This is a genomic window from Corynebacterium sp. c25Ua_47 (genome assembly GCF_039907205.1).
GTDB lineage: Bacteria > Actinomycetota > Actinomycetes > Mycobacteriales > Mycobacteriaceae > Corynebacterium > Corynebacterium hiratae.
In genome coordinates this window covers 54,513-75,728 of sequence record NZ_JASBOH010000004.1, presented here as the reverse complement: position 1 = coordinate 75,728, position 21,216 = coordinate 54,513, and the positions used below count along the sequence as shown (strand labels likewise).

Below are 21,216 nucleotides of genomic sequence, written 5' to 3'. Positions count from 1 at the left end.
TAGGTGTCTTACCTTCTTGGGAACGTCGCTCTATGTGGGTGAAAGACTCTTAGCGATGGGCCGGGCCATGGTGTGTAAACCGTGTGGAGTGGATTGCGTACAGCTGATGAGGCGCGGTGTCTCATTACACAACTCATGTAAAGGACCTGTTTCCGTGAACAAGATCTCTCGTACCGCTCGTTCGGTCACTTTCGCAGCAGTCGTAGGCCTCTCCCTGGGAATCTCCGCTCCGGGCGCCCTGGCCGAGGAAGCACCTGCCGTTGAGCAGGGTGCCGTGAACAAGGCAAACATCGATTTCAGCAAGAAGGGTTCGATTACCCTCTACAAGAAGAAGGGTGCTGAGTCTGACACCCCCGCGACCGGTGGGGAGATGGGGAACGTACCGGGTGACCCTCTTTCTGGTGTGACTTACAAGATCACCAAGCTTGACTACGACCTGCAGAATGGTGACTGGTCGACCTTCCCGAAGTCGGCTGCAGATGTCAAGGACGAAAACAAGACTAACACGACGTTCGAGCTGACCACCGATGCTGAGGGCAAGGTAGCCTTCACTGATCTTCCGTTGGGCATCTACCTCGTTGAGGAGACCGGCGCTCCGGCTGGCATCGTTTCTGGTGCTCCGTTCATCGTGTCGGTGCCGATGGTTAACGAGGCCTCCGACGCGTGGAACTACGATGTTGTGGCCTACCCGAAGAACACGGAAACCAAGACCGAGAAGACCGTTAAGGATGCGGATAAGAACATCCAGGACGCCTACTCCTACACCATCAATGCGGATGCCCCAACCTGGGGCGAAGGCAAGAAGCTGACTGCTTTCCGTTTCGAGGATCAGCTGGACAAGCGCCTGGACTTCCAGCAGGTTACCGAGGTCAAGGCCGGCGACACCGTTCTTGAGGCCGGCGACTATTCCGTGAACAACCCCGCTGAGAACGGCAACAAGCTTGTCGTGAAGCTGACCGATGCTGGTCTTGCCAAGGTCAAGTCCGGTGACAAAATGTCCCTGACTTTCGAGGTTAAGCGCAAGGAGGTTGGCGACACCACTGAGCTGAAGAACCAGGCTGACGTCATCTTCAACAACCCGAATACCGGTAACGAGGTCACGAACAAGACCAACAAGGTCGTGACCTACCACGGCAAGCTGAAGGTTGTGAAGAAGGATGGCAAGGAGACTGGCAAGGTCCTGGAAGGCGCTGAGTTTGAGCTCTACCAGTGCACCTCGGCAGCTAACTTGGGCGCGAAGCTGACTGTCAAGGAACAGGACAAATGGACCACGGGTACCGATGGCACCATCACCATCGACGGTCTGCACGTCACGGATTTCGAGGACAACAAGGAAGCACCGGCTACGAAGAAGTTCTGTCTGAAGGAGACCAAGGCTCCGGCTGGTTATGTACTGCCGGAGAAGAACGTTACCGAGATTGACTTCACCCGCGAGAATATCGCGAAGACCGGTGAGGGCGACGATGCCATCACCCTCGTATCAGAGATTGAGAACGTCAAGCGCGACACCCCGAACCTGCCGATGACTGGTGGCGCCGGTGTGGGCATCCTGGCAGCTATCGGTGCAGCGATTGTTGCGGCAGGTGCTTGGTTCGCTCGTCGTACCGCGCGTAACTAATAGCCGGGCGTAGTTCCGGTAGCGCAGACTGTCCATGGTGGTCTGCGCTGCGGGTCGGGTAGCCAAGGTAGGCCGCCCGACCCAATGAGGGGACTGGACTAGGCGTAGATTCCGGTCCCTATCTTTATCTTTCGTTGTAATCCCGGTCGCGCTGCGCTAGCGCGTGGGGCATTGTTTTGGGTGGTGCGGGTCGTTGACTTCGGTGGTAGGCCAAGAAACTGGCAGGCGGCACAGGCGCCGTGGAGGCTTAGCTCTTCCGGCGGTAATCGTTGTCGTCGGGTTGTTGGTGATGCTGTACCCAGTGGTCTCGACCGCCTGGAACAACTGGAATGCCTCACGGGTGGCGCAAGAGTATGCGCGACTGGACAAAGAGACACCGGCGCAGGTGCAGGACTCCGTATGGGATGCTGCGCATGCGTACAACGAGGAGCATACGTCGGGTCCGATCTTGGATCCGTGGCTGAACCGTATCGGTGTGGATAATCCCGATTATGAGGCTTACCTGGAACAGTTGGGTGAGACCGAAGCGATGGCCCGCCTCGTGTTCCCAGCAATAGACGTCGATCTGCCGGTGTTTCATGGCACTGCGGACAAAACACTGCAGCGTGGGTTAGGGCACTTGTATGGCTCTGATTTGCCGGTAGGAGGAGCAGGAACTCATTCCGTCATCACCGGGCACACGGGTCTATCAAATTCGACGATGTTTGATCACCTCAATTCGGCCGCTAAGGGCGATGCATTCTATATCCAGGTTGCTGGCCATAAAATGAAGTATGTTGTAGATGACATACAAGTGGTTCTGCCGAGTGAGGTAGATAGTCTGCGGCCAGTCGCCAATAAGGATTACGTCACGTTGATTACGTGCACCCCGTACGGGATCAATACGCATCGCTTGTTGGTGCGTGGCCATCAGGTGGCCTTAGAGCCGGGGGAAGAAACGTTGTTTGAAGGCTCCCATGGCCCGGGCTGGCAGTGGTGGATGTTTGTGCTGCTAGCTGCGGTGATTGTTATTGGTTGTTGGCTAGTTTGGTGGCTGCGGCGCCAGAAGGCGGCTACCGGGGTGCAAGAAGTAATTAATAAGGAAAGTAGCGTGCGGGAGTAAAGCGATGAAGAGGTTGACAAATGCATGGTCGGCCCGAGTGGTTGCCGTCGGAGTAGCGTGTGCGGTTGCGTTCGCAGGGCCGGGCACGGTTGCTGCGGAAGCGGTGCAGGTTGCCGGGCAGCAGTCCACTGGTTCGGAGCGCACTATGGCTACGGATACGGTGACAGTGCGGCTTACACAAGGTAATCCGAATGACGATGGTCATGCGCCTGCGGGAAAGATTCAGGGAGTTACGATTCGTCTGGCCCGGCTTGCCGGCTTGGACCCGACCAACGCTGACGACGCAGCCCGCGTACGGAACGCGAATCTCGACGAGGTTCGTGATTGGCGCACTGATATGCACGCGGAGAAAGTCACCGATGCCAATGGAGAGGTGACGTTTGGTGGTCTTGCCAATGGTTTCTATGTGGTGACGTCGACGGCCCCGGATGACTCCTACCGGGAGATTAGTCCGTTTGTGGTGGTGGTTCCGTTCCACACAGTGGTGGACAATCCGAACCCAGTGCCAGGAGTGATTGTGGCCAAGACCCACAAGCCGGGTGAAACGCCGACGCCGCCGACGACCCCCACGGCCCCGACAACCCCGAATACTCCATCGACAACCTCGAGTACTCCGCGGACAACGCCAAAGTTTCCGCCGGTGTTCCCTCCGTTGATTCCCCCGGTACCACCGACAAAGCCAGGAGAGACTCCGCACGAGCCTGGGACAACGCCACCTAACAACCCGGAATCTGGTACAAACACAACTTCAGATTCCCCGAACCGTTCGCAAGGGAATGGAGGCTCATTGGCAATGACCGGTGCAGAAGTACTCGGTGTGGTGGCCGGAGCGTTGGCATTGATTGCTACCGGTTTCGTGATGATTGCTTTTAGCCGCAGGAAGAATTCAGAAAGCGAGGGACGCTAATGTCCTGGACAGATACTCACTCGGCCGAGCCGGTAGTGTACCGCTGGCGCGTCTTAGCGGCGTTCATTGCTGCACTGGCTCTCATTGTTGGTGTTGCTGCACCGGCTGCTCTGCCCGGCATCATTGGTGCTGTCGCTGAAGCACAAACCACGGCCCTGCGCGCTGAGCTCGATTCTGCAGACCAGCTGAGCCTGACTGCTGGCGACTCCGCAACGTTTGAAGGCCACGTTATTGACGCCGGAACCGTGGAGGACTTGGAGTTCACTGTTGAGACTGCAGGACTAGAGTTCGACGGCTCGGCCTACACACTGACTATCGACGGCGAAGTGATCCCCGTCCGCGAAGGAGACAACCTCGTTGTAAAATCGACCAGCTCTTCAGTGACTTTCCGCATCACTGGCCTTTCTACTGACGTGCCAGCGGGAGCAGCTTTCTCATTGAAGACCCCGGCGGTCGCAGAGGATTCCGAACTGAGCGGGATATCCGTCGATGCGCGTGGAGTAGCCGAGGAGACTACCAGCACGTCATCACCTGAATCCAGCGAAGCCTTAGAAGCCCCTTCGGAGGTGACTGAGCCGCTTGATATTGCTGACGTTGACGCGGCCCCAGCCCGTCTGATGGCGGCGCCGAACATTACCCCGTACGCTGCAGGCGACCGCACCATCACGATGGTAAACGATGGATACGTGCTCAAGGGAAGCCGCTATATCCCGAACTTTAAGATTCCGGCCGATGAGCTTTTTGGCGGCCAGCTGTCCATTCCGCAAGGCACGGTGGTTACCCTCAAATCCAGCGTTAACAGTTATTTATCGACTAACCCTGATGACCTGACGATCTATTACACCGGTGCCAACGGAGGTTGGTATGAGGCGAAGGTGACCTACAAAAGGATTAGCGCCAAGGAATACCAAGTCACCCTGCCGCAGATTACTATTGGTGGCACCGCACAGATTCAGTTTAAGGGTGTTCACCGCGGGCCAGCCAATACAGTGTTTACAGCTTCCTTCACCGTTCCTGCGAAAGAGGAGTGCCAAGATCCGGTTACAAGCAGACAGCCAAAGCGCGATCTCACCCCAGCTGAATTTGCCGACGGTAGCCCTGTCTACGTTGTAACCAGTGAACCTAAGGATCTTCGCCGAGACACTTCCATTCTGAGCCGTCAAGTCAACCAAGGCCGAGACTTTCGCCAGGTGGGAGAGTCCACTCCCTGGGTGTACAATGCTCTAGCCTTTGATTCGAGTGATAACTGGCTCTATGCGGTGAGCCAGAGTCGCGGCCGAAATGGTGATCCTTGCTACCCGGCAGGAAATCTCCTTCAGATCAATCCGGCAACCGGTGAAGTATATAATCTTGGGCCTATTTTAAAGGCCGGAAGTACCGGTACCCCGTTTGAAACGAGCGGCGACCGGGATGTCCTCAACGCTGGCGTGTACACCAGCGAGGGATTCTTTGTGGGCAACACGTCCACTTCTGGTAGCCGTCACCTTTATAAGGTCGACGTCGGCAAAGTCACTGCTAAACGCGTGTTCGGAAACCAGAAGTCTTTTTCGGAGGACTGGGCGGTGCTCCCGCAGGCCCAGAAGTATATGTGGGGTTTCCAGAGTAAGGCTGAGGCAGGCGACAAGCTTATCCTTGAACGCATTGACACACAGACCGGCGACATCAGGACCTGGGATCTCACCGGCATCAAGACCTTCGATGGGCGCACGATCTCGAACCCCTCTGCTTCTTGGGGCAAGGCGTGGACCTACTCCAATGGAAACCTGGGCTTTGGCTCGGGTAGTGCGAATGCGAATCAGCTGGGCTTTGAGCTAAAGATCACCAACCCAGATGATGATAGCCCGAAGTTCGAGCTGGTCAACATAATGAACAACCTGCCTGCTTCATTTAACACGGACGCGGCCTCCGACCTAGTTCCGCCACCGCCAGGGCTGCAATCAAACATTGCGGTGAAGAAGCAACGCTCGGAGACCAAGGTGGTAAACGGCGAGGTGCGTACTTTCTGGACCATCTCCGTGGAAAACACCACGGATAACACCAGTTCGGGCGGCACATTCTGGGAATACCTACCAACGGATACTCACTATGGAGTGAACGCTTCCGGTCCCACTGCGAAATTCGAGGGATTTGGAGCAGGATCTACCGAGGTCAACGGTCAAAAGCCCGGGCCTGATCAGATTGCGCCGGGAACTGGTATTTATGCAGGCATGATTGTCCCATCCGGAGCGGACGGTGAGTCCCGATACATGATGGGCTATGTTGGTACTCTTCCAGGGCACGCGAAGGTAGAGTATGTCGTCTCTGCGCCGGTGCGAACAGATGAATACGGGAACCTCAAGACGGTATGTAGTCCGAACAAGGTTGCTTTCCAGGCTACGGACGGGGAGTCTAGCCCGGCTGAAGATGACAACGTCGCTACTGAAGCCTGTTTCAATAAGGTTGCCGTCGACAGCACACCGCAACCTGTTCCTGGTGCAGCGAATGAATATACCGCGAAGTACAACGTCGTAGTTGAGGCACCGGACGCACCTGGCTTCGACACCAACGACGTGATCTACGGCAAGCTCACGGACACCCCGAGGTTTGTTGGTGCTGCCACGGTTACTGGGGCCACTGTGATCTTCAAGGACGAGTTCAACAAGACCAGCCAGCCGCGTGCGTACCAAGGTGCCGGCCCCTTTGAGCTCAACAAGAATGACACTCCGAAGATCATTAAACCCAAGGGTGTTGACGGAAGCACTGGGCAGCACGTCTACGAGGTGACGGTGCGTTTCAAGCTGGATCGTTCAAAGCTGGACAGCACCTCTGTACCCGCCGGGTACCCGAGCCAACCTGCAGGAAACACCCGCTGCTACACCAAGGATGGCCTGCACGAGCCCAACTTTGGACTCATGAACGAGGCAGAAATAGGCGGCTGGAAGGATACTGACTGTATCCCGCTGGAGACCAAGGAAACTATGGACGTCCTGCTCGAAAAGGCGAGCTATAATCCGGACAACCCGGACGAGATCCAAACCGACGGGTTGCTTGGCGGCGCGCAGTTCACCGTCCACCGCGGTGATGCCAAAGGAAACCTGACGTTAAACCCAGATGGCAGCGTCAACACTGATGCTAACCCTGAGGTGAAGCAGTCCACGACCACCACCACAGGCCGCGTCAAGCTCGAAGGCTTGGACGCCCCTGGCGTGTACTACCTGATCGAGACCAAGGCGCCGAATGGCTACAACCTGCTGCCCGCGCCGATCAAGTTCTCGACGGAATGGGATAAGGATGGCAATGCAGTCCTCAAGGTACTTTCCGGTGGTCCCGCGATCACCGGTAACAGGTGCGCTGAGTCCGACACTCCCGCGAACTGTGTGAAGAAGGTCGGCATCCTTCAGGTCGCCGACACCACCAAGGGAACACTGCCCAAGACCGGTGGTGAGGGCGTGGGCCTGTGGGCTCTCGCTGGGGCCGCGATTATCGCGGCAGGGTGCCTTGCTTTGCGACGTCGCCCGGCATAGAACCAGCGCCTGCAGCTACTTTTAGAAAAGGCCCGCTCTTCCAGGGAAGGGCGGGCCTTATTTCATTTTTATTGGCGGTTAGGACTCTTGCGGGTCGTCCTCAAGCGCGGCGTCCTTGGCGTTGCTGACATATTTGCGCCACCAGTAGATGAGCAGAAGCACGATGATGGCAGCGGCAGCCAGGATGGCCCACATCCACCACTGCCAGTGAACACCCGAGCTGTTGAATGCGGCCTCGTCTTCCGGATCCATCGGCACGCGGTGGCCGGTGACGAGCAAGCGATGGGTGTTAACCCCGTAGGGGGTACAAGTAATGAGCGTAACGATGTCTTGGCCCGGTACGCGGTGGAGCGAGCTGGTGTCTGCTGGCTCGACGACCCGAATATCGTGCACCTCGTACTTGAGCTTCTCGCCGCCGGCGGCGATGTAGAAAGCATCACCCTTCTTGACCTTGGTGAGATTGTCCCACAGCGTGGCGTTCTGTAGACCTGTGTGGGCAGAGAGTGCTGCGTGCCGGCCCTCGCCGTCGCCTATTCCGCCGACGGGTAGGTCCGTGCCGTAGAGGTGGCCCGCACCGCGGGAGAGTGCCTTCTCCGACGTGCCGTGATAAATAGGCAGATCAGAATCGATGGAAGGGATGACGATGCGGCCCATGGCATCGGTCTCAGACAATACCGACAGGTACTGGCGGTATCGCTGGTACTCGGGGGAGTCTTCGTCATCGGTGGTGGTCCAAGCGTCGTCGATGCTGATCTGGCCCAACCCGGCGTTGTAGGCTTGTGCTTCCTCCCACGCGGTGTGCAGAACCTCAGGCGGGGCTTGTTTTTCGAGCTTCGCGTACTCTTCCGCGGCGCGGGACTGGTTGTAGTTGTTCCATTGCGTGGCTACGACGGGGTAGAGCAGGACGCCAAGGCCGACGAGAATCAGGAGTAACGCAATGATGGCGTTGGGGTTGACGCCCTTTTTCTTGGGTGCGTCGGTGTTTTCCGCTGGTTCGTGCTTGCCCATTGTGTCCTGCCTGTGTGGGGTCTGTTGCGGCGCGTCCTGGTATTGACGTGGGGGTAGTTTTTGAATCTCAGGCTAGGGACGATGTAGCTCTGAGAGAAAACGTGTCTGTCTAGTCGCCGATAACAAAGCACAGGGCTTCATACCGATTCAGAGTTTCCTCGTCGATGGCCAAGATTTGATCAACCGTGCGCTGTTCGCGGAGCTCATCGATTGTGCGGGGCGCAAGATCTTGAAGTACATGCTCACGCTCAGCGCGAAGCTCCGCTGTGGTTTTGGGCGTGAAGATAGGGGCTGTCATGGTCCATCCTGTAGGTATGAAATTAGTCCATGAAATGGGAAAACGCGTGGAGCCGACGACGGGAATCGAACCCGCGCCAGCAGCTTGGGAAGCTGCAGTTCTACCATTAAACTACGTCGGCGCAATGCAGATTGTGCATCGTCGTAAAGCTTAGCACCGCCGCCGCCCGAGGCCATAAAAGGCCCAGTGGGGAGGTAGACTATGAGCCGTGCTTCTTTCTGATCGTGATATCCGTGCCGCCATTGCCGCTGATGCTCCCGAGAATTTGAGCATCGAGCCTTTCGACGCCGAGATGGTCCAGCCTTCCTCCATCGATGTGCGCTTGGACAAGTTCTTCCGCGTGTTTAATAACTCGCGCTACACGCATATCGACCCCAAGCAGGAGATGCCGGACCTCACCAGCGAGGTGGAGGTGGCCGAGGGCGATGCCTTCGTGCTGCACCCCGGTGAGTTTGTGCTGGGCGCCACGCTGGAGAAGTTCACTCTGCCGGCCAACCTGGCGGGCCGTTTGGAGGGCAAGTCCTCGCTGGGCCGCTTGGGCCTGCTAACGCACTCCACGGCGGGCTTCATCGATCCGGGTTTCTCTGGACACATCACCTTGGAGCTGTCTAATACCGCGAACCTACCCATTTCACTGTGGCCGGGGATGAAGGTGGGCCAGCTGGCGATCTTTAAGATGTCCTCGCCGGCGGAGGCGCCGTATGGCTCCGGCGCTCTGGGCTCGAAGTACCAAGGCCAGCGCGGGCCAACACCGTCGAAGTCCTATCTGAACTTCCGCTAAACATTCTGTACCTCGTCGGGCAAGCAGGCACAGGAGCGCCTAAAATAGCCGGTTATGCGTATGACTGTTATTGGTACCGGCTACCTAGGTGCGACACATGCCGCCTGTATGGCGGAGCTCGGCCACGAGGTACTCGGTGTAGATGTTGATGAAAAGAAAATTGAAGCTCTGAAGGGCGGCCGCGTGCCGTTCTACGAGCCTGGCCTGCCGGAGGTACTCGAGCGCAACATCGAGGCCGGCCGTTTGGATTTTTCCACCAGCTATGATGAAGCCGCGGAATTCGCCAACGTGCACTTCCTCGGTGTCGGCACCCCGCAGGCACACGGCTCCTATGCCGCGGATCTCACCTACGTGGAGTCCGTCATCACGGAGCTCGTACCGCGCCTTAAGGGCGAGCACATCATCTTCGGCAAATCCACCGTCCCGGTAGGCACTGCGGCGCGGCTGCAGGAGATGGCCGATGAACTGGCCCCAGAGGGCACCAGCGTGGAGATTGCCTGGAACCCGGAGTTCCTCCGCGAGGGCTACGCCGTCAAGGACACCATCACCCCGGACCGCATCGTCCTCGGCGCCGGCGAATTCGCCGAAAGCAACGCCGAAGCGGTCGCCCGCGAAGTCTATGCCCAGCCGCTGGCACAGAACACCCCGTTCATCGTGACGGACCTGCAGACCGCCGAGCTGGTCAAGGTCTCCGCTAACGCCTTCTTGGCCACCAAGATTTCCTTCATCAACGCCGTGTCTGAAATCTGCGAGATTGCCGGTGCGGACGTGGTAAAGCTTGCCGACGCCATCGGCTACGACGAGCGCATCGGCCGCAAATTCCTCGGCGCGGGCTTAGGCTTCGGCGGCGGCTGCCTGCCCAAGGACATCCGCGCCTTCATGGCGCGCGCCGGCGAGCTGGGTGCGGACCAGGCCCTGACCTTCCTGCGCGAGGTCGACGCCATCAACATGCGCCGGCGTGACCGCGTCGTGGACCTGGCCAAGCAGGCTTTCGACGGCTCCCTCCTCGGCCACCGCGTTACCGTGTTGGGCTGCGCTTTCAAGCCCAGCTCCGATGACGTCCGCGATTCGCCAGCGCTTTCCGTGGCCGGTTCGCTCTCCCTGGCCGGTGCTGCCGTCACGGTCTATGACCCACAAGGTATGGAGAACGCCAAGAAGGTGTTCCCGACGTTGAACTACGCGGCGTCGGCAAGCGCGGCACTCAAGGACACCGAGCTGGTCATCCTCGCCACCGAGTGGCAGGAATTCCGCGACCTCGACCCGGCGGAAGCCGGTGAGCTCGTGGCCCGCCGCCACATCATCGACGGCCGCAACGTGCTCAGCGTCGATGCTTGGCGCGCTGCGGGCTGGACCGTCGAGGCGCTTGGTCGCGTCCTTCCGGCACAGTAAACGCCGCAATCACGGTGGTCAGCGGCACCGCGAGTGTCAAGGCCATCGCGCCCAGCAGGGAACGCAGAACCTCCGTAGCGACGAGGTCGCTGGAGAGGATCTGCAGGGCTGGGCGCTGCGCCGCCGTAATGAGCATGAGTAGGGGCAGGGCCGCGCCGGTATAGGTCAGCACGATGGTGTACACCATGGATGCGATATGGTCGCGGCCCACCTTCATGGCTGAGGTAAAGAGCGTGCCGGGCCGGGCGGCCGGATCGGCGGCGTGCAGCTCGCGCACGGTGGAGGCCTGCGCCACCGCGATATCGTTGAGGCTGCCGAGCGCACCGATGATGAACCCACACAGCAGCACGCCCACGACGGAAACCCCCGGCATGTAGAGCAGCAGCTTGAGGTTATCCTCCGAGCTTGAGCCTGTTAACGCCGTGCTGCTTATCGACGCCCACCCCAACGCCCCCGACAACGCCAGCGCCACCAATGCGCCGCCCAGGGCGGAGGCGGATTTCCAGTTCACGCCGTGCACGAGAGGAACGGCGAGGAAAAGGATAGCCGCGCAGGTAACGAGCGCCAGCGGCAGCGCGGAATGGCCCTCGATGAGGGAGGGGATGAGGTAGAAGAACACGATGGCCAAACTGATACCCAGGCCCAGCAGCGCGCGCAGCCCATGCCAGGCTGCGAAGGCGATGATGATGACGGCGGCGATTACCGCCCACAAGCCAAGGTTGCCGGCGCGCTGGAAATCGGCGAAGGCATAGGTGCCGTCGCTGGAGACGGTCAGAATTATCTCGTCACCGGGGTGGAGGGTCGGGTCGCTGGCCACGCCATAGAATACGAGCTGCGTTTTGCGGCCTGCGTCTGCGCCGGAGGTCAGGTCAATGAGGGCGCGGGTGCAGGAGGTGTCGTCGCCCTCGGCGGGGATGAGCGGGGCCTCATCGAAGGCGCGGCCCGTGTGGGGGTCGGAGCACAGGTGGTTATCCACGGTCTCCACGGTGCCTTCGACCTGTGGATGGTTGAGGGCGTAGGTGGTGGAAAAGTCCGGGCTGGTGTGCTCGGTGAGCGCGCTGGTGGGGCGGAGGATGAACAGTCCCGCGAGGGTTGCGAGGGCCGTGATGGCAAGAAGTCCGAGGAGCCCCGTGCGCCACGGGCTGAGGTTAGTCATGCCTACTATTGTGAATGAGTTCCATAATAAAGAAAAGTATTGCTGACGCGATCAACAAGTTATCCACAGGCTGGCAGCGGTGCCATTGTGTGGTGTGGGTGGGGCGTTTAGCGTGGCTGGCATGAACCTAGTGGAAGCGCATCTTCGCAGCCAGGCGGCGGGCATTGAGCTCGTCGCCGGCATTGCGGGGCTGAGCTTCGAGCAGCTGCGGGCGTGGGGTCCGGAGTCTGTGGCGCGTTCCTTGCTGGCGCTTTTCGACGTCTACTTTGCCCCCACCTCCTTCACCCGCAAACAGGCGCGTGCCGTTTCGGCCGCCCGCGCCAATGGGCACGACCTGCCCACGCTGCTGCTCATTGAACGCTTCGCAGGAAGGTTGAAGAAGCAGCGTGAGGCGTGGGATCTGCGCATTGAGCTGTGCGGCATTGCTGGCGATGAAAAGGCCGTGGCCCGCTATGCGCGCAAGCGCATTCGTGAGCTCAACCCGCCGCCCGCGCCGAAGCCGGGCGTGACAATTCGCCGCGGCAAGGAGCTGTCGAAGCTCACGCTCACGGCCCCGGCCGCGCTCATCGAGGACTTGCGCCCCAATATCGATGAAAACGATCCGGTGGGTTCCTTTACCGCCGCGTTTCGCGAGGGCCGCCTCGCCCGCCCCGTGGCCCAGACCCTCGCCGTCATGGAGCTTCCCGAGTACGCCACAATCTTGGGCCGTTTAGGTGATCCCTCCACCCCGCGCCCCGACTCCGCCGCGCCCGCTGCTGACGGCACGCCTCCTACCCAGCCCGCCACCACATCTACCCCTCGCCCCGACTCCACGGGTGCCATGCCTCCCACCGAGTCCGCCGCCGCATCTAGTGCTTCTGACGAGCCTGCCATCGATGAGACATCCGGCCACGACACCGGCGACCCCGCGGCGCCGGACCTCGGGGATATCGTGATTCAGCTCTCCAACGGTGCGAAAATCACCGGCCAAGAGCTCATCGAGCGGGAGCTCGCCGAAGAAGGCCTCGTCATGCTTGTCGACCGTGTCAAAGGCCCCGTCGAACTCCACCGCACCCAGCGCGTTGCCTCGGAGAAACAGCGCATCATGGCCAGCGGTGAGCAACCTACCTGTGCCTGGGACCGGTGCCTGTGCGGCGCCGATTACTCTCAGATACACCACATCACAGAATGGCGAAAAGGCGGCGAAACGAACCCCGAAAACCTCACCCCGCTGTGCAAGTACCACAACGCCATCAACGGCCTGCCGGGCCGGGGTCGTATCGTGCGCGAAAACGGCAAGATTAAATGGGTGCCGGCTGGCCCCCGCGATCCGCGGGAACCGGCGCATCCGCACCGCGCGCCGCGCGCCCAGCGCATCCGTGAAAACCGTCAAGAAACAGTAAGCACCGTTGCGAGCCCTAGCACAAGCCGTCGCGCCCAGACCGCAAAGCCGGCCGAATCACGGACATCCACACGTTCCGAGCCGGGAAGCCCCGCCCCGCCGGACTGATAACACCGGCCGGTGAGGGATTCTGCATGCACGTTTGTGTTGTGCTTTCTTTGCGCCGTGGGCCCTATCGCGCGAAGTTCAGGTATCGGCTGTGCTACTGGCGGTAGCTCACCAGGAAGTTGCCGAGTCGCTCAATCGCGTTCTCCAGCTGCGAGGCCCACGGCAGCGTGACCACGCGGAAATGATCCGGCGTGGGCCAGTTAAAGCCGGTGCCTTGCACCATGAGGATTTTCTCGGCGCGCAGGATGTCGAGCATGAGCTTCGAGTCATCGTGAATCTCATAGACCTCTGGGTCCAAGCGCGGGAAGCAGTACAGCGCGCCCATCGGTTTCACCACGGACACGCCGGGAATCTCGTTGAGCTTCTCGTAGGCAATGTTGCGCTGTTTGAGCAAGCGCCCGCCCTCACCGGTGAGTTCATAAATGGACTGTCTTCCGCCCAGCGCGACCTGAATCGCGTGCTGCGCCGGCACATTCGGGCACAGGCGCGTGCCCGCCAACAAATCCAAGCCCTCGATGAAACCACGCGCATGGGACTTCGGGCCTGTCAGCACCATCCAACCGGCACGGTAGCCGGCCACGCGGTAGGCCTTCGACAAGCCGTTAAACGTAATCGTCAGCAAATCCGGCGCCAGCGAGGCAATCGAAATGTGCTTCGCACCGTCATACAGAATGCGGTCATAAATCTCATCCGCCAGAATCAGCAGGTTATACTCGCGCGCCACATCCACGATTTTCTGCAGGGTCTCACGCGAGTACACGGCACCCGTCGGGTTATTCGGATTAATGACCACAATGGCCTTGGTCTTCTCCGTTACTTTCGCGCGAATATCTTCAATGGACGGATTCCAATCATCCTCCTCATCGCACAAATAGTGCACCGGCGTGCCACCCGCCAGCGACGTCGCCGCCGTCCACAGGGGGTAGTCAGGGGCGGGGATGAGAACCTCGTCGCCGTCGTCAAGCAGCGCCTGTGTCACCATCGAAATCAGCTCGGAGACGCCGTTGCCCAAGTACACGTCATTGACGTCGAAGCTGGGGAAATCCTCCAGCTCATAGCGGGTCACAATCGCGCGCCGCGCCGGGATAATACCCTTCGACGTGGAGTAGCCCTGCGAGGTCGGCAGCGCCGCAATCATGTCGCGCATGATGACATCCGGCGCATCGAAACCAAACACCGCCGGGTTGCCGGTGTTGAGCTTCAGAATGCTGTGCCCGTCGAGCTCCATGCGCTCGGCTTCCGTGGAAACCTCGCCGCGAATATCGTAGGCAACGCCCTGTAGTTTGGTGGATTGATCAAAAATCCGGTTGTGAGTCATGCCGGATATGTTACTTCTGGTTCCACTCTTTCAGCTTGCGTTTGGCAAGATTCATCGCATCCCCGGTAATTTCACTTGCTTGGCGACGCCTCTCCGCCCACTGCGCCTGCTCCAACGCCCGCATCTGCGCGCGTTCTTCGGCGCCGGCGGCCTTGAGCTCGCGCATGCGCTGGCGCTCAATCTGCCGCGCTGAGGGCTGGTGCCAAGACTCCGGGCCCACCTTGGCCACGTACAGCATGATCCACAACGCGGGGATGAGGAAAAGTAGGCCGGTGCCGGTGAGTGCGGCGGTGGCGCCGGACAGGGTGCCGAAGGATGCGATCGCTCCGAAAAGGAGCCCGAGGGAGCCAACCAGTGCGGTGGCCAAGCGGGGTTTCCGGGTTGACTGGTAGGCGCGCGCGACGTCGCCCTGGGAGTAAATCTTCAGCTCGCTGCTGGCCTTGGTGGGGATATCCATGAAGACTTCTGCCAGCTCGCGGCGGGTAGTGGCGCGCATGACGGCGTCGGTGCGGTCCTCAAACTCATCCATGGTCAGACGGCCTTCACCCAGCGCCTGGGCGAGGTCGTTGACGGCGTCGGTCCGTTCGGCGTCGGAAAGCCGCATGCTGAAGGGATTAGTCACGCCCTATATTCTATCAGCCCTTTTCTTCCGCCTTTTCGCGCACGAGGCCGGAGAGGAACGGGAAGATTGCGACGGTGAGGGCACCGCCGGCGATGAAGATCGAGGCCATTTCTGTATCGACGATGCCCGAACCCACCGCAAGCGTCATCACCGCCACGATGATGGGCAGGCCGGTCGCCGCGTAAAGGGCCACCTGGATGCGCTCGCGGGTGGTTTCGACGTCGGAGCCGGTCTGGTGGATGTTCTCGCGCAGGAACACCGGCAGGCCGCGGGTGACCAAGATGAGCAGCGGAATGCCGAGGACCTTGAGGGGTTCGTCCACGATGACTTTCCAGTCAATCGCCATGCCAGAGACCACGAAGAAGACGGGGATGAGCATGGAATAAAACACCACGTCGAGGCGGTTCTCCAAGCCCTTATGAAACTCGTCGGGCACGATGCGGTTCAAGATGATGCCCGCCGCGAAGGCACCCAGCACGATATCGAGCTCAAAGACCGCCGTGACCGCCATGAGAATCGCCAGAATCAAAATGATGAGGCGCATGATGGTTTGGTTAGTGGAGCCCGCCCCGGAGATGAATGCTTCCTTGAACCACGGCATGAGGGTGGTTATGGCAAAAGGCATGACAGCGACAGCCACGGCAATCGCGATGAAAGCGAGAAGAATCAGCATCGTTGCCCAGGTGGAGCGCGTTCCCAAAAGGAGCGCCATCGCGGTAATCGGCGCGACCTCACCGATGGCGCCGTGGATGACCACGGAATCGCCTACCCGCGTGCCAAGCAGCTTGTCCTGTTTGAGCATCGGCGTGATGGTGCCCAGGGCCGTCGACGTCAAAGCAATTGCCATGACGATGGCGCCGGGGATGTCGTCCATGAGGAAGTAGGCACCAACACCACACACCACCATGCAGATGAGCCAGGTGGAGAGCCCCGTCGCGGCTTCTTTCGACTTCAGGGTGGCGAGGTCAATTTCAAAGCCCGCAAGCAGGAACAGCGCGCCAACGCCGAGTTCCTTGAGCATCCCGATGCCGGGGTCCTCATTTGCTAGGTCCAACATCGATGGGCCGATGAGCATGCCGAAGAAAATCAGCAGCGCCACGGCCGGCATCTTCTTGCCCAGGGCATGAGACACCAACGGCGCCAGCAGCGCCACCGCCATAATCCATGCGAAGGACACCAGCGAGTTGGTGTAGTTGGTCTCGCCCGAGGCGAGGACGTAGGTCACGTCAGATTGCATGGAGTAGAGCGTACCTGTGCGATATAAAGCTCGCCTACCCTGCGCGGCGGTGGTGTGGCGGACGTCGCACTAGTCCTCGCTTTCCGACGCCCCCGGAGCCTTCGGCGGGGTAGTTGGCGCGGACGGGGCCTGCGGTACGGACCCCGTGTTTGGCGCACTCGGCGCCGCTGGAGCGCTGGGCGTAGGCGGTGCTGAAGGGGCGGCTGGTGCCTGAGGCGTCGTTGGCGTGCTCGGGGCGGCGGGAACGCTTGGTGCTGCGGGCGCTTGCGGTGCGTTTGGTGCAGCGGGAGCACCGGGAACGTTTGACGCTGGGGCCGCCGGTGCACCGGGAGTGCTTGGCGTTGTTGCAGCCTTGGGTGCCGCCGGTGCAGTCGGTACAGCTGCAGCGTTTGGCGTGCCTGGTGCCGCAGGAGCGCTGGGCGTAGGCGGTGCTGAAGGGGCGGCTGGTGCCTGCGGTACAGAGGCTGCGTTCGGTGCCGGAGTGTGTGCAGATGGAGCTGCGGGTGCGTCTGGCACGGACGGTGCGGTAGGTGCTTTGGGAGCACTCGGCGCTGTAGGAGCGGTTGGAGCTCCTGCGACATGTGGCGCAGCTGGGGCCTGCGGTGCACTGGGATCCGTTGGAGCAGATGGACTCTGTGGTGCACTGGGAGCAGAGGGCGCTTGTGGCGCAGATGGAGTCGAGGGTGCTGCAGGCGTGTTCGGCGCGCTGGGGGCAGTCGGCGTTGATGGTGCCTGCGGTGCAGCGGATGGAGCCGTTGGCGCGCTCGGCGCGGCAGGTGCTTGCGGTGCGCTCGGCGCGGCAGGAGGCGTTGACGCTGCCTGTGGTGCGCTGGGCGCGGCGGGTGCTTGCGGTGCGCTCGGCGCAGACGGAGCTGCGGGCGCGCTGGGGGCAGTCGGAGGTGTCGGCGCCGCAGACGTACTTGGTGCAGCGGTGGGGGCCTGCGGAGAGCTTGTTGGGGCAGATTCCGCAGCGAGTGTTTCCGGGGAAGGTGCGGTGGAATCTTCCACGGGCAGGCGGCGGGGAGTGTCGAGGAAGGCCTTCTCGCGCGGGGCGGGAAGGTCGCCGGAGGGGGCAATGGCGTCGCGAAGCATGAGCGCCACATCGCTGACCTGTGTCTGCGGCGCGATGGACTTCACGCCACCCGTCAGCATGACATTGCAGAACGGGCAGCCCGTCGCAATCTGCTCGGCACCGGTCGCCACGGCCTGCTCCGAGCGGAACTCGTTAACCCGTCGCCCCAAGTTTTCTTCCATGAACATGCGCGCACCACCGGCGCCGCAGCAAAAGGCTTCGTCGCGGTTGTGGTCCATCTCCGCCAGCGAAGCACCGGTCGCCTCGACGAGCTCACGCGGCGGGTCGAAGACCTTGTTGTGGCGACCCAGGAAGCACGGGTCGTGATACGTGACGGGTCGGCGGTTCTCCGGGGAACGCGGCACGGGAACAAGCAACTTCTCCCGCACCAAACGGTTGAGCAGCTGCGTGTGATGCAAAACGTCGAAGTGGCCGTCGAAATCCGGGTACTCGTTGCGAATCGTGTTGAAGCAGTGCGGGCACGTCGTGATGATTTTGCGTTGGCCTTTGGGGACGCCGGCGAAGGCGTCGTTAAGCGTGGCGACGTTCTGCTCCGCCATCACCTGGAACAGGAACTCATTGCCGGCACGGCGCGCCGGGTCACCGGTACAGGTCTCGCCCGTAGCCAACACACCGAACTTCACGCCCGCAGTGTGCAGCATGTCCACCACCGCGCGCGTTGTGGCGCGGCCCTTGTCGTCGTAGGCACCCGCGCAACCGACCCAGAACAGGTACTCCAGGTCCGAAAAATCCGCAGCGTCCTCGCCGATGATCGGCACCTCGATGCCGTCGGCGCGCGCCTGATCAATCCACGCGCGGCGCTCCGAGGCGTTGCGGCCCCACGGGTTGCCCTTCGTTTCCATGTTCTTAAACAGCCCGGTCAGCTCCGACGGGAAGTCAGACTCCGCCAGAACCTTGAAACGGCGCAGGTCCGCGATGTGGTCGATGTGCTCGATGTCCACCGGGCACTGGTCCACGCACGCACCACAGTTGGTGCACGACCACAGGACGTCATCATCAATCGTGCCGGCCATCGCCAGCACGTTAAGCCCCTCATGCGGGTTGTAATTATCCAGCGCGCCCTGGCGCAGGTCCATCATGACCTTCTTCGGACTCAGCGGCTTGCCGGTATTCCACGCGGGGCACAGGTCCTGGCAGCGGCCGCATTCGGTGCAGGAGGAAGCGTCGAGAAGCATTTTCCAGCTCCCCGGTTCGAGGTCCTCCAAGTCCGGCGTGGGTAGCGCGCCGAGCGCCTTCTCACCGTCGGCGTTGCGCTGGAAGAAGATGTTGAAGAAGGCCAGGAAGCGGTGCCACATCACGCCCCACTGGAAATAATGGGCGATGCACGCGATGAACACTAGGCCCGTGAGCAGCTTCACCAGGGCGAAGAACTGCACCATGCTTGGCGACGCCTGCATCATCCCCGCCACACGCATCGTCAAGAAATCAGCCCACGGGGACCCACCGCCGTAGGTGGCGATAGCGGCGGCCTTGACGGCGAGCATGCCCAGGCCCTCGAGGAGCACGATGGCCTCCACCAGGCGTGCGGGGAAGACCTGCGAGTTGTAGAAGCGGCTGCCGCGATCGGTGTGGCCGAGTTTCAGGCGCACGCCGATGAGGAAGCAAATGCCGAGCACGGTGCCGATGGCGAGGACCTCTTCGATGAAGTGGTACACCGGCCAGTCGCTGAGCCACGGCCAGCCCTTATCGGGCGCGAAGGTTTGAATATAGGCCTCGAACCACACGATGGCGCCAAAGAGGAAGCCCACCATGACGAGCCAGTGCGCGGCGTTGACCAGCGGGCGGCCTTTGAAGTGGGTATGGCCGAAGACTTCGATGAGCACGCGACCAAGGCGCGCCAGGGGCCGGTCGGTACGGTTCAGCTGCGTGGGCCCGCCGGAGCGGATAAACCGAAACAGCGCCGTGAGGCGGTAGAAAAAGTACAGCCACACCGGGATCGATGCGGCGATGGCAACCCAGCCGAACATGCGCGCTCCTTTAATTGCTGCTGTGCGTGCCTCCTACCTTAAATCCCCCGGCCCCAAATCAGTGAGTCAGCATTCAGCTATCATCTTGAGGGCTAAGAATTCAGGAGGCGTTGTGGGCAGAATCAATGTTCCGAAGGCCGCGGTGGGCCTCGTTGCGGGCTTCGCAGCATTCGGAGTGGCCGGAGTTGCGGTTGCGCAGGGCGGTCTGACGGCGAATCTGGCGCTCTCGGGTACGTTCTTCAACGTCAACATTCGTCACTTGGAAGGCGATGGCTTTTCCTTGTTTGTGGATAGCGACAAGAAGGGCGAGGAGGATGTTCCCACCGCGCGGCTGAAGATGGAACACGCCGTGGCCTCGGATTTGTGTCTTTATGTCACCACTGACCTGCCTGCGGTGGGGGAGTCCACGCTCGCGCTCAAGGCGAAGGGCGATAACAGTGTGGAGGCCACTGGTCTCCTCGTTGGTGCGTCGAATATCGAGGGCTCGCTGGTCATGCAGGACGCGAACGTGGGCATCGACGCCAGCCAGCTGTCCCAGTCCGCCGACCCGGGAACGTGGGGCCTCTATGCCAAGCAGGTTTCGCTGACTGCCGACGACGTGCGCGCCACCTCCATAGGCGCGAAGACGCTATCCGCAAAGAATGTGGGCGTATCTGTGGAGCGGGGCCGCGGCAATGTCTGCTGATCACGCTAGGGATTCCGACGCAGCACTGCATGGAGCAGAAGCGCCGGATTCTCTCGATGTTGACCAGGCTGTAGCTCCCGCGGCAGCCACAGGCGGGGCGTGGGGGCGGTTTAAGACGTGGCGCGCCGGGCGGCCGTTTATTCCGGGGCTGCTGCTCATTCTTTCGGGCATCGTCATCGCTATGCCGGCCTACTTCACGGTGCAGATCTCGGACCTGCTCGTCATGATTTCTACCGTGTCGGGTGTGTCCACCCTGCTTATCGGGGCGTTGCTGGTCATGTTTGGCCTTGGCGCGTGGTTCCGTCCCACCACTGCGACGTATCTGGGGGTACTGGGCATCATCGTGGCGGTCATCGCGCTTCCCACCTCCAACTTGGGAGGCTTTCTCATCGGTTCGCTACTCGGCATCATCGGCGGCGCGCTGACCTTGGCCTGGGAGCCCAGCGATGGTTAACGCTTCGAGGCGCGAAGCTGCCCGACCGGCGCGCGTGAAGGTCGGGGTAGCCGTGCTCAGCGCGCAGATCCTGGTGAGCAGCGCGGGACCAGTCGGGGCGCAGGTTGCCCCAGCGCAGCCTTATTTTTCCACCGTGCGAGCGGACGAGGTGACTCTGACGGGGAACGTGAAAGCCACATTGGGTACGATGCCCGCCCGAGACGGCGAGGTGCGCGTTATCGAGCTCACCGGCGAGCGCCTTGCCGTGCGCAACCTTGCCATCACGCTGCCGGGCAACGCCGGCGATGGCCTGCTCACCACCGGCGGGGCCATAACGACGGTGGAGCCCGCGCGCATCGTGGCGACCTCGCTGACCGCCACGCCCACCGTCGAAGGCGCGCGCACCGTGCCCGTCACGGCAGACCTCACCGGCGGTGACATTAAGGCCGTCCTCGACCAGCTCGGTATACCCCAGCCGAATCCTGTCCCAGACGCCGAGCTTCCCGACGCCCTCATGGAACACCTCTCCCTCACCGACGTCACCCTCGAGCTAGCAAACCTCACGGGCGACTCGTTCTCGGCCCCGATAATGTCCGTGACGGTCGACTAG

17 protein-coding genes and 1 tRNA gene are annotated in these 21,216 nt (G+C 61.0%); 10 read left to right on the top strand and 8 right to left on the bottom strand.

Translation table 11 applies throughout. The features are described from left to right. Positions 1 to 154 precede the first annotated feature (154 nt). The 4 genes from QKE52_RS05220 to QKE52_RS05205 all read left to right on the top strand — a co-directional run bounded on the left by QKE52_RS05220 (position 155) and on the right by QKE52_RS05205 (position 7,130). Positions 155 to 1,618 (top strand): SpaH/EbpB family LPXTG-anchored major pilin, encoded by a 1,464-nt coding sequence (locus QKE52_RS05220; protein ID WP_347948325.1) that lies wholly within the window; start codon positions 155 to 157, stop codon positions 1,616 to 1,618. A gap of 163 nt (positions 1,619 to 1,781) precedes the next feature. Continuing rightward, positions 1,782 to 2,720, top strand: a complete 939-nt coding sequence (locus tag QKE52_RS05215) for a class C sortase (RefSeq protein ID WP_052750529.1) — start codon at positions 1,782 to 1,784, stop codon at positions 2,718 to 2,720. A 4-nt stretch (positions 2,721 to 2,724) separates the two neighbouring features. Next, the gene (locus QKE52_RS05210) at positions 2,725 to 3,627 is read left to right on the top strand and encodes a hypothetical protein (protein WP_082254423.1); all 903 of its coding nucleotides are present in this window, start codon (positions 2,725 to 2,727) and stop codon (positions 3,625 to 3,627) included. After that, positions 3,627 to 7,130, top strand: a complete 3,504-nt coding sequence (locus QKE52_RS05205) for a prealbumin-like fold domain-containing protein (RefSeq protein ID WP_347948324.1) — start codon at positions 3,627 to 3,629, stop codon at positions 7,128 to 7,130. The genes QKE52_RS05210 and QKE52_RS05205 overlap by 1 nt, the downstream gene beginning before the upstream one ends. 78 nt (positions 7,131 to 7,208) lie before the next feature. Here the strand turns inward: QKE52_RS05205 and QKE52_RS05200 are convergent, their stop codons facing one another. The 3 genes from QKE52_RS05200 to QKE52_RS05190 all read right to left on the bottom strand — a co-directional run bounded on the left by QKE52_RS05200 (position 7,209) and on the right by QKE52_RS05190 (position 8,557). Next, positions 7,209 to 8,138, bottom strand: a complete 930-nt coding sequence (locus tag QKE52_RS05200; RefSeq protein ID WP_347948323.1) for a class C sortase — start codon at positions 8,136 to 8,138, stop codon at positions 7,209 to 7,211. Between the two features lie 109 nt (positions 8,139 to 8,247). Continuing rightward, complete coding sequence (locus tag QKE52_RS05195; protein WP_347948322.1) at positions 8,248 to 8,436, bottom strand: hypothetical protein; 189 nt, start codon at positions 8,434 to 8,436, stop codon at positions 8,248 to 8,250. A gap of 47 nt (positions 8,437 to 8,483) precedes the next feature. After that, positions 8,484 to 8,557 (bottom strand) — tRNA-Gly (locus QKE52_RS05190). 87 nt (positions 8,558 to 8,644) lie between these two features. Here QKE52_RS05190 and dcd point away from each other — a divergent pair. Both dcd and QKE52_RS05180 read left to right on the top strand, forming a co-directional pair. Then, positions 8,645 to 9,217 (top strand): dCTP deaminase, encoded by a 573-nt coding sequence (gene dcd, locus QKE52_RS05185; protein WP_347948321.1) that lies wholly within the window; start codon positions 8,645 to 8,647, stop codon positions 9,215 to 9,217. Positions 9,218 to 9,271: 54 nt separating this feature from the next. Beyond that, positions 9,272 to 10,606 carry a UDP-glucose/GDP-mannose dehydrogenase family protein gene (locus QKE52_RS05180; protein WP_347948320.1) on the top strand — a complete coding sequence of 445 codons (1,335 nt, stop codon included), beginning with the start codon at positions 9,272 to 9,274 and terminating at the stop codon, positions 10,604 to 10,606. Here the strand turns inward: QKE52_RS05180 and QKE52_RS05175 are convergent. After that, complete coding sequence (locus QKE52_RS05175; RefSeq protein ID WP_347948319.1) at positions 10,536 to 11,762, bottom strand: YibE/F family protein; 1,227 nt, start codon at positions 11,760 to 11,762, stop codon at positions 10,536 to 10,538. The genes QKE52_RS05180 and QKE52_RS05175 overlap by 71 nt on opposite strands. 121 nt (positions 11,763 to 11,883) lie before the next feature. On the opposite strand from QKE52_RS05175, the gene QKE52_RS05170 reads away from it, so the two are divergent. Then, on the top strand, positions 11,884 to 13,251 hold the full coding sequence (locus tag QKE52_RS05170; protein ID WP_347948318.1) for an HNH endonuclease signature motif containing protein: 1,368 nt from the start codon (positions 11,884 to 11,886) through the stop codon (positions 13,249 to 13,251). Between the two features lie 94 nt (positions 13,252 to 13,345). On the opposite strand, the gene QKE52_RS05165 is transcribed toward QKE52_RS05170, so the two are convergent. From QKE52_RS05165 to QKE52_RS05150, 4 genes are all read right to left on the bottom strand, one after another. Next, a complete protein-coding gene (locus QKE52_RS05165; protein ID WP_010188626.1) occupies positions 13,346 to 14,569 on the bottom strand; it encodes a pyridoxal phosphate-dependent aminotransferase in 1,224 nt (407 codons plus the stop codon). 10 nt (positions 14,570 to 14,579) lie between these two features. Continuing rightward, positions 14,580 to 15,191 carry a DUF1707 domain-containing protein gene (locus tag QKE52_RS05160; protein WP_232751631.1) on the bottom strand — a complete coding sequence of 204 codons (612 nt, stop codon included), beginning with the start codon at positions 15,189 to 15,191 and terminating at the stop codon, positions 14,580 to 14,582. A 13-nt stretch (positions 15,192 to 15,204) separates the two neighbouring features. Then, complete coding sequence (locus QKE52_RS05155) at positions 15,205 to 16,428, bottom strand: cation:proton antiporter (protein WP_070510984.1); 1,224 nt, start codon at positions 16,426 to 16,428, stop codon at positions 15,205 to 15,207. Positions 16,429 to 16,497: 69 nt separating this feature from the next. Next, entirely contained in the window at positions 16,498 to 19,488 is a 2,991-nt protein-coding gene (locus tag QKE52_RS05150; protein ID WP_347948317.1) for a heterodisulfide reductase-related iron-sulfur binding cluster, read from the bottom strand. A gap of 112 nt (positions 19,489 to 19,600) precedes the next feature. On the opposite strand from QKE52_RS05150, the gene QKE52_RS05145 reads away from it, so the two are divergent. The 3 genes from QKE52_RS05145 to QKE52_RS05135 are packed head-to-tail and all read left to right on the top strand — an operon-like array spanning position 19,601 to position 21,216. After that, a complete protein-coding gene (locus tag QKE52_RS05145) occupies positions 19,601 to 20,173 on the top strand; it encodes a DUF6230 family protein (RefSeq protein ID WP_049154769.1) in 573 nt (190 codons plus the stop codon). Beyond that, positions 20,163 to 20,627, top strand: coding sequence for a DUF6114 domain-containing protein (locus QKE52_RS05140; protein ID WP_232745439.1), 465 nt, complete (start codon positions 20,163 to 20,165; stop codon positions 20,625 to 20,627). The genes QKE52_RS05145 and QKE52_RS05140 overlap by 11 nt, the downstream gene beginning before the upstream one ends. Continuing rightward, a complete protein-coding gene (locus tag QKE52_RS05135; protein ID WP_347948316.1) occupies positions 20,620 to 21,216 on the top strand; it encodes a hypothetical protein in 597 nt (198 codons plus the stop codon). Before QKE52_RS05140 ends, QKE52_RS05135 begins: the two co-directional genes overlap by 8 nt.

Excerpts from the sequence above, each read along its gene's own strand:
- QKE52_RS05210 (WP_082254423.1), top strand. The coding sequence starts at position 2,725 with ATGAAGAGGTTGACAAATGCATGGTCGGCCCGAGTGGTTGCCGTCGGA.
- QKE52_RS05205 (WP_347948324.1), top strand. The coding sequence starts at position 3,627 with ATGTCCTGGACAGATACTCACTCGGCCGAGCCGGTAGTGTACCGCTGG.
- QKE52_RS05200 (WP_347948323.1), bottom strand. The coding sequence starts at position 8,138 with ATGGGCAAGCACGAACCAGCGGAAAACACCGACGCACCCAAGAAAAAG.
- QKE52_RS05195 (WP_347948322.1), bottom strand. The coding sequence starts at position 8,436 with ATGACAGCCCCTATCTTCACGCCCAAAACCACAGCGGAGCTTCGCGCT.
- QKE52_RS05180 (WP_347948320.1), top strand. The coding sequence starts at position 9,272 with ATGCGTATGACTGTTATTGGTACCGGCTACCTAGGTGCGACACATGCC.
- QKE52_RS05175 (WP_347948319.1), bottom strand. The coding sequence starts at position 11,762 with ATGACTAACCTCAGCCCGTGGCGCACGGGGCTCCTCGGACTTCTTGCC.
- QKE52_RS05170 (WP_347948318.1), top strand. The coding sequence starts at position 11,884 with ATGAACCTAGTGGAAGCGCATCTTCGCAGCCAGGCGGCGGGCATTGAG.
- QKE52_RS05165 (WP_010188626.1), bottom strand. The coding sequence starts at position 14,569 with ATGACTCACAACCGGATTTTTGATCAATCCACCAAACTACAGGGCGTT.
- QKE52_RS05155 (WP_070510984.1), bottom strand. The coding sequence starts at position 16,428 with ATGCAATCTGACGTGACCTACGTCCTCGCCTCGGGCGAGACCAACTAC.
- QKE52_RS05150 (WP_347948317.1), bottom strand. The coding sequence starts at position 19,488 with ATGTTCGGCTGGGTTGCCATCGCCGCATCGATCCCGGTGTGGCTGTAC.
- QKE52_RS05140 (WP_232745439.1), top strand. The coding sequence starts at position 20,163 with ATGTCTGCTGATCACGCTAGGGATTCCGACGCAGCACTGCATGGAGCA.
- QKE52_RS05135 (WP_347948316.1), top strand. The coding sequence starts at position 20,620 with ATGGTTAACGCTTCGAGGCGCGAAGCTGCCCGACCGGCGCGCGTGAAG.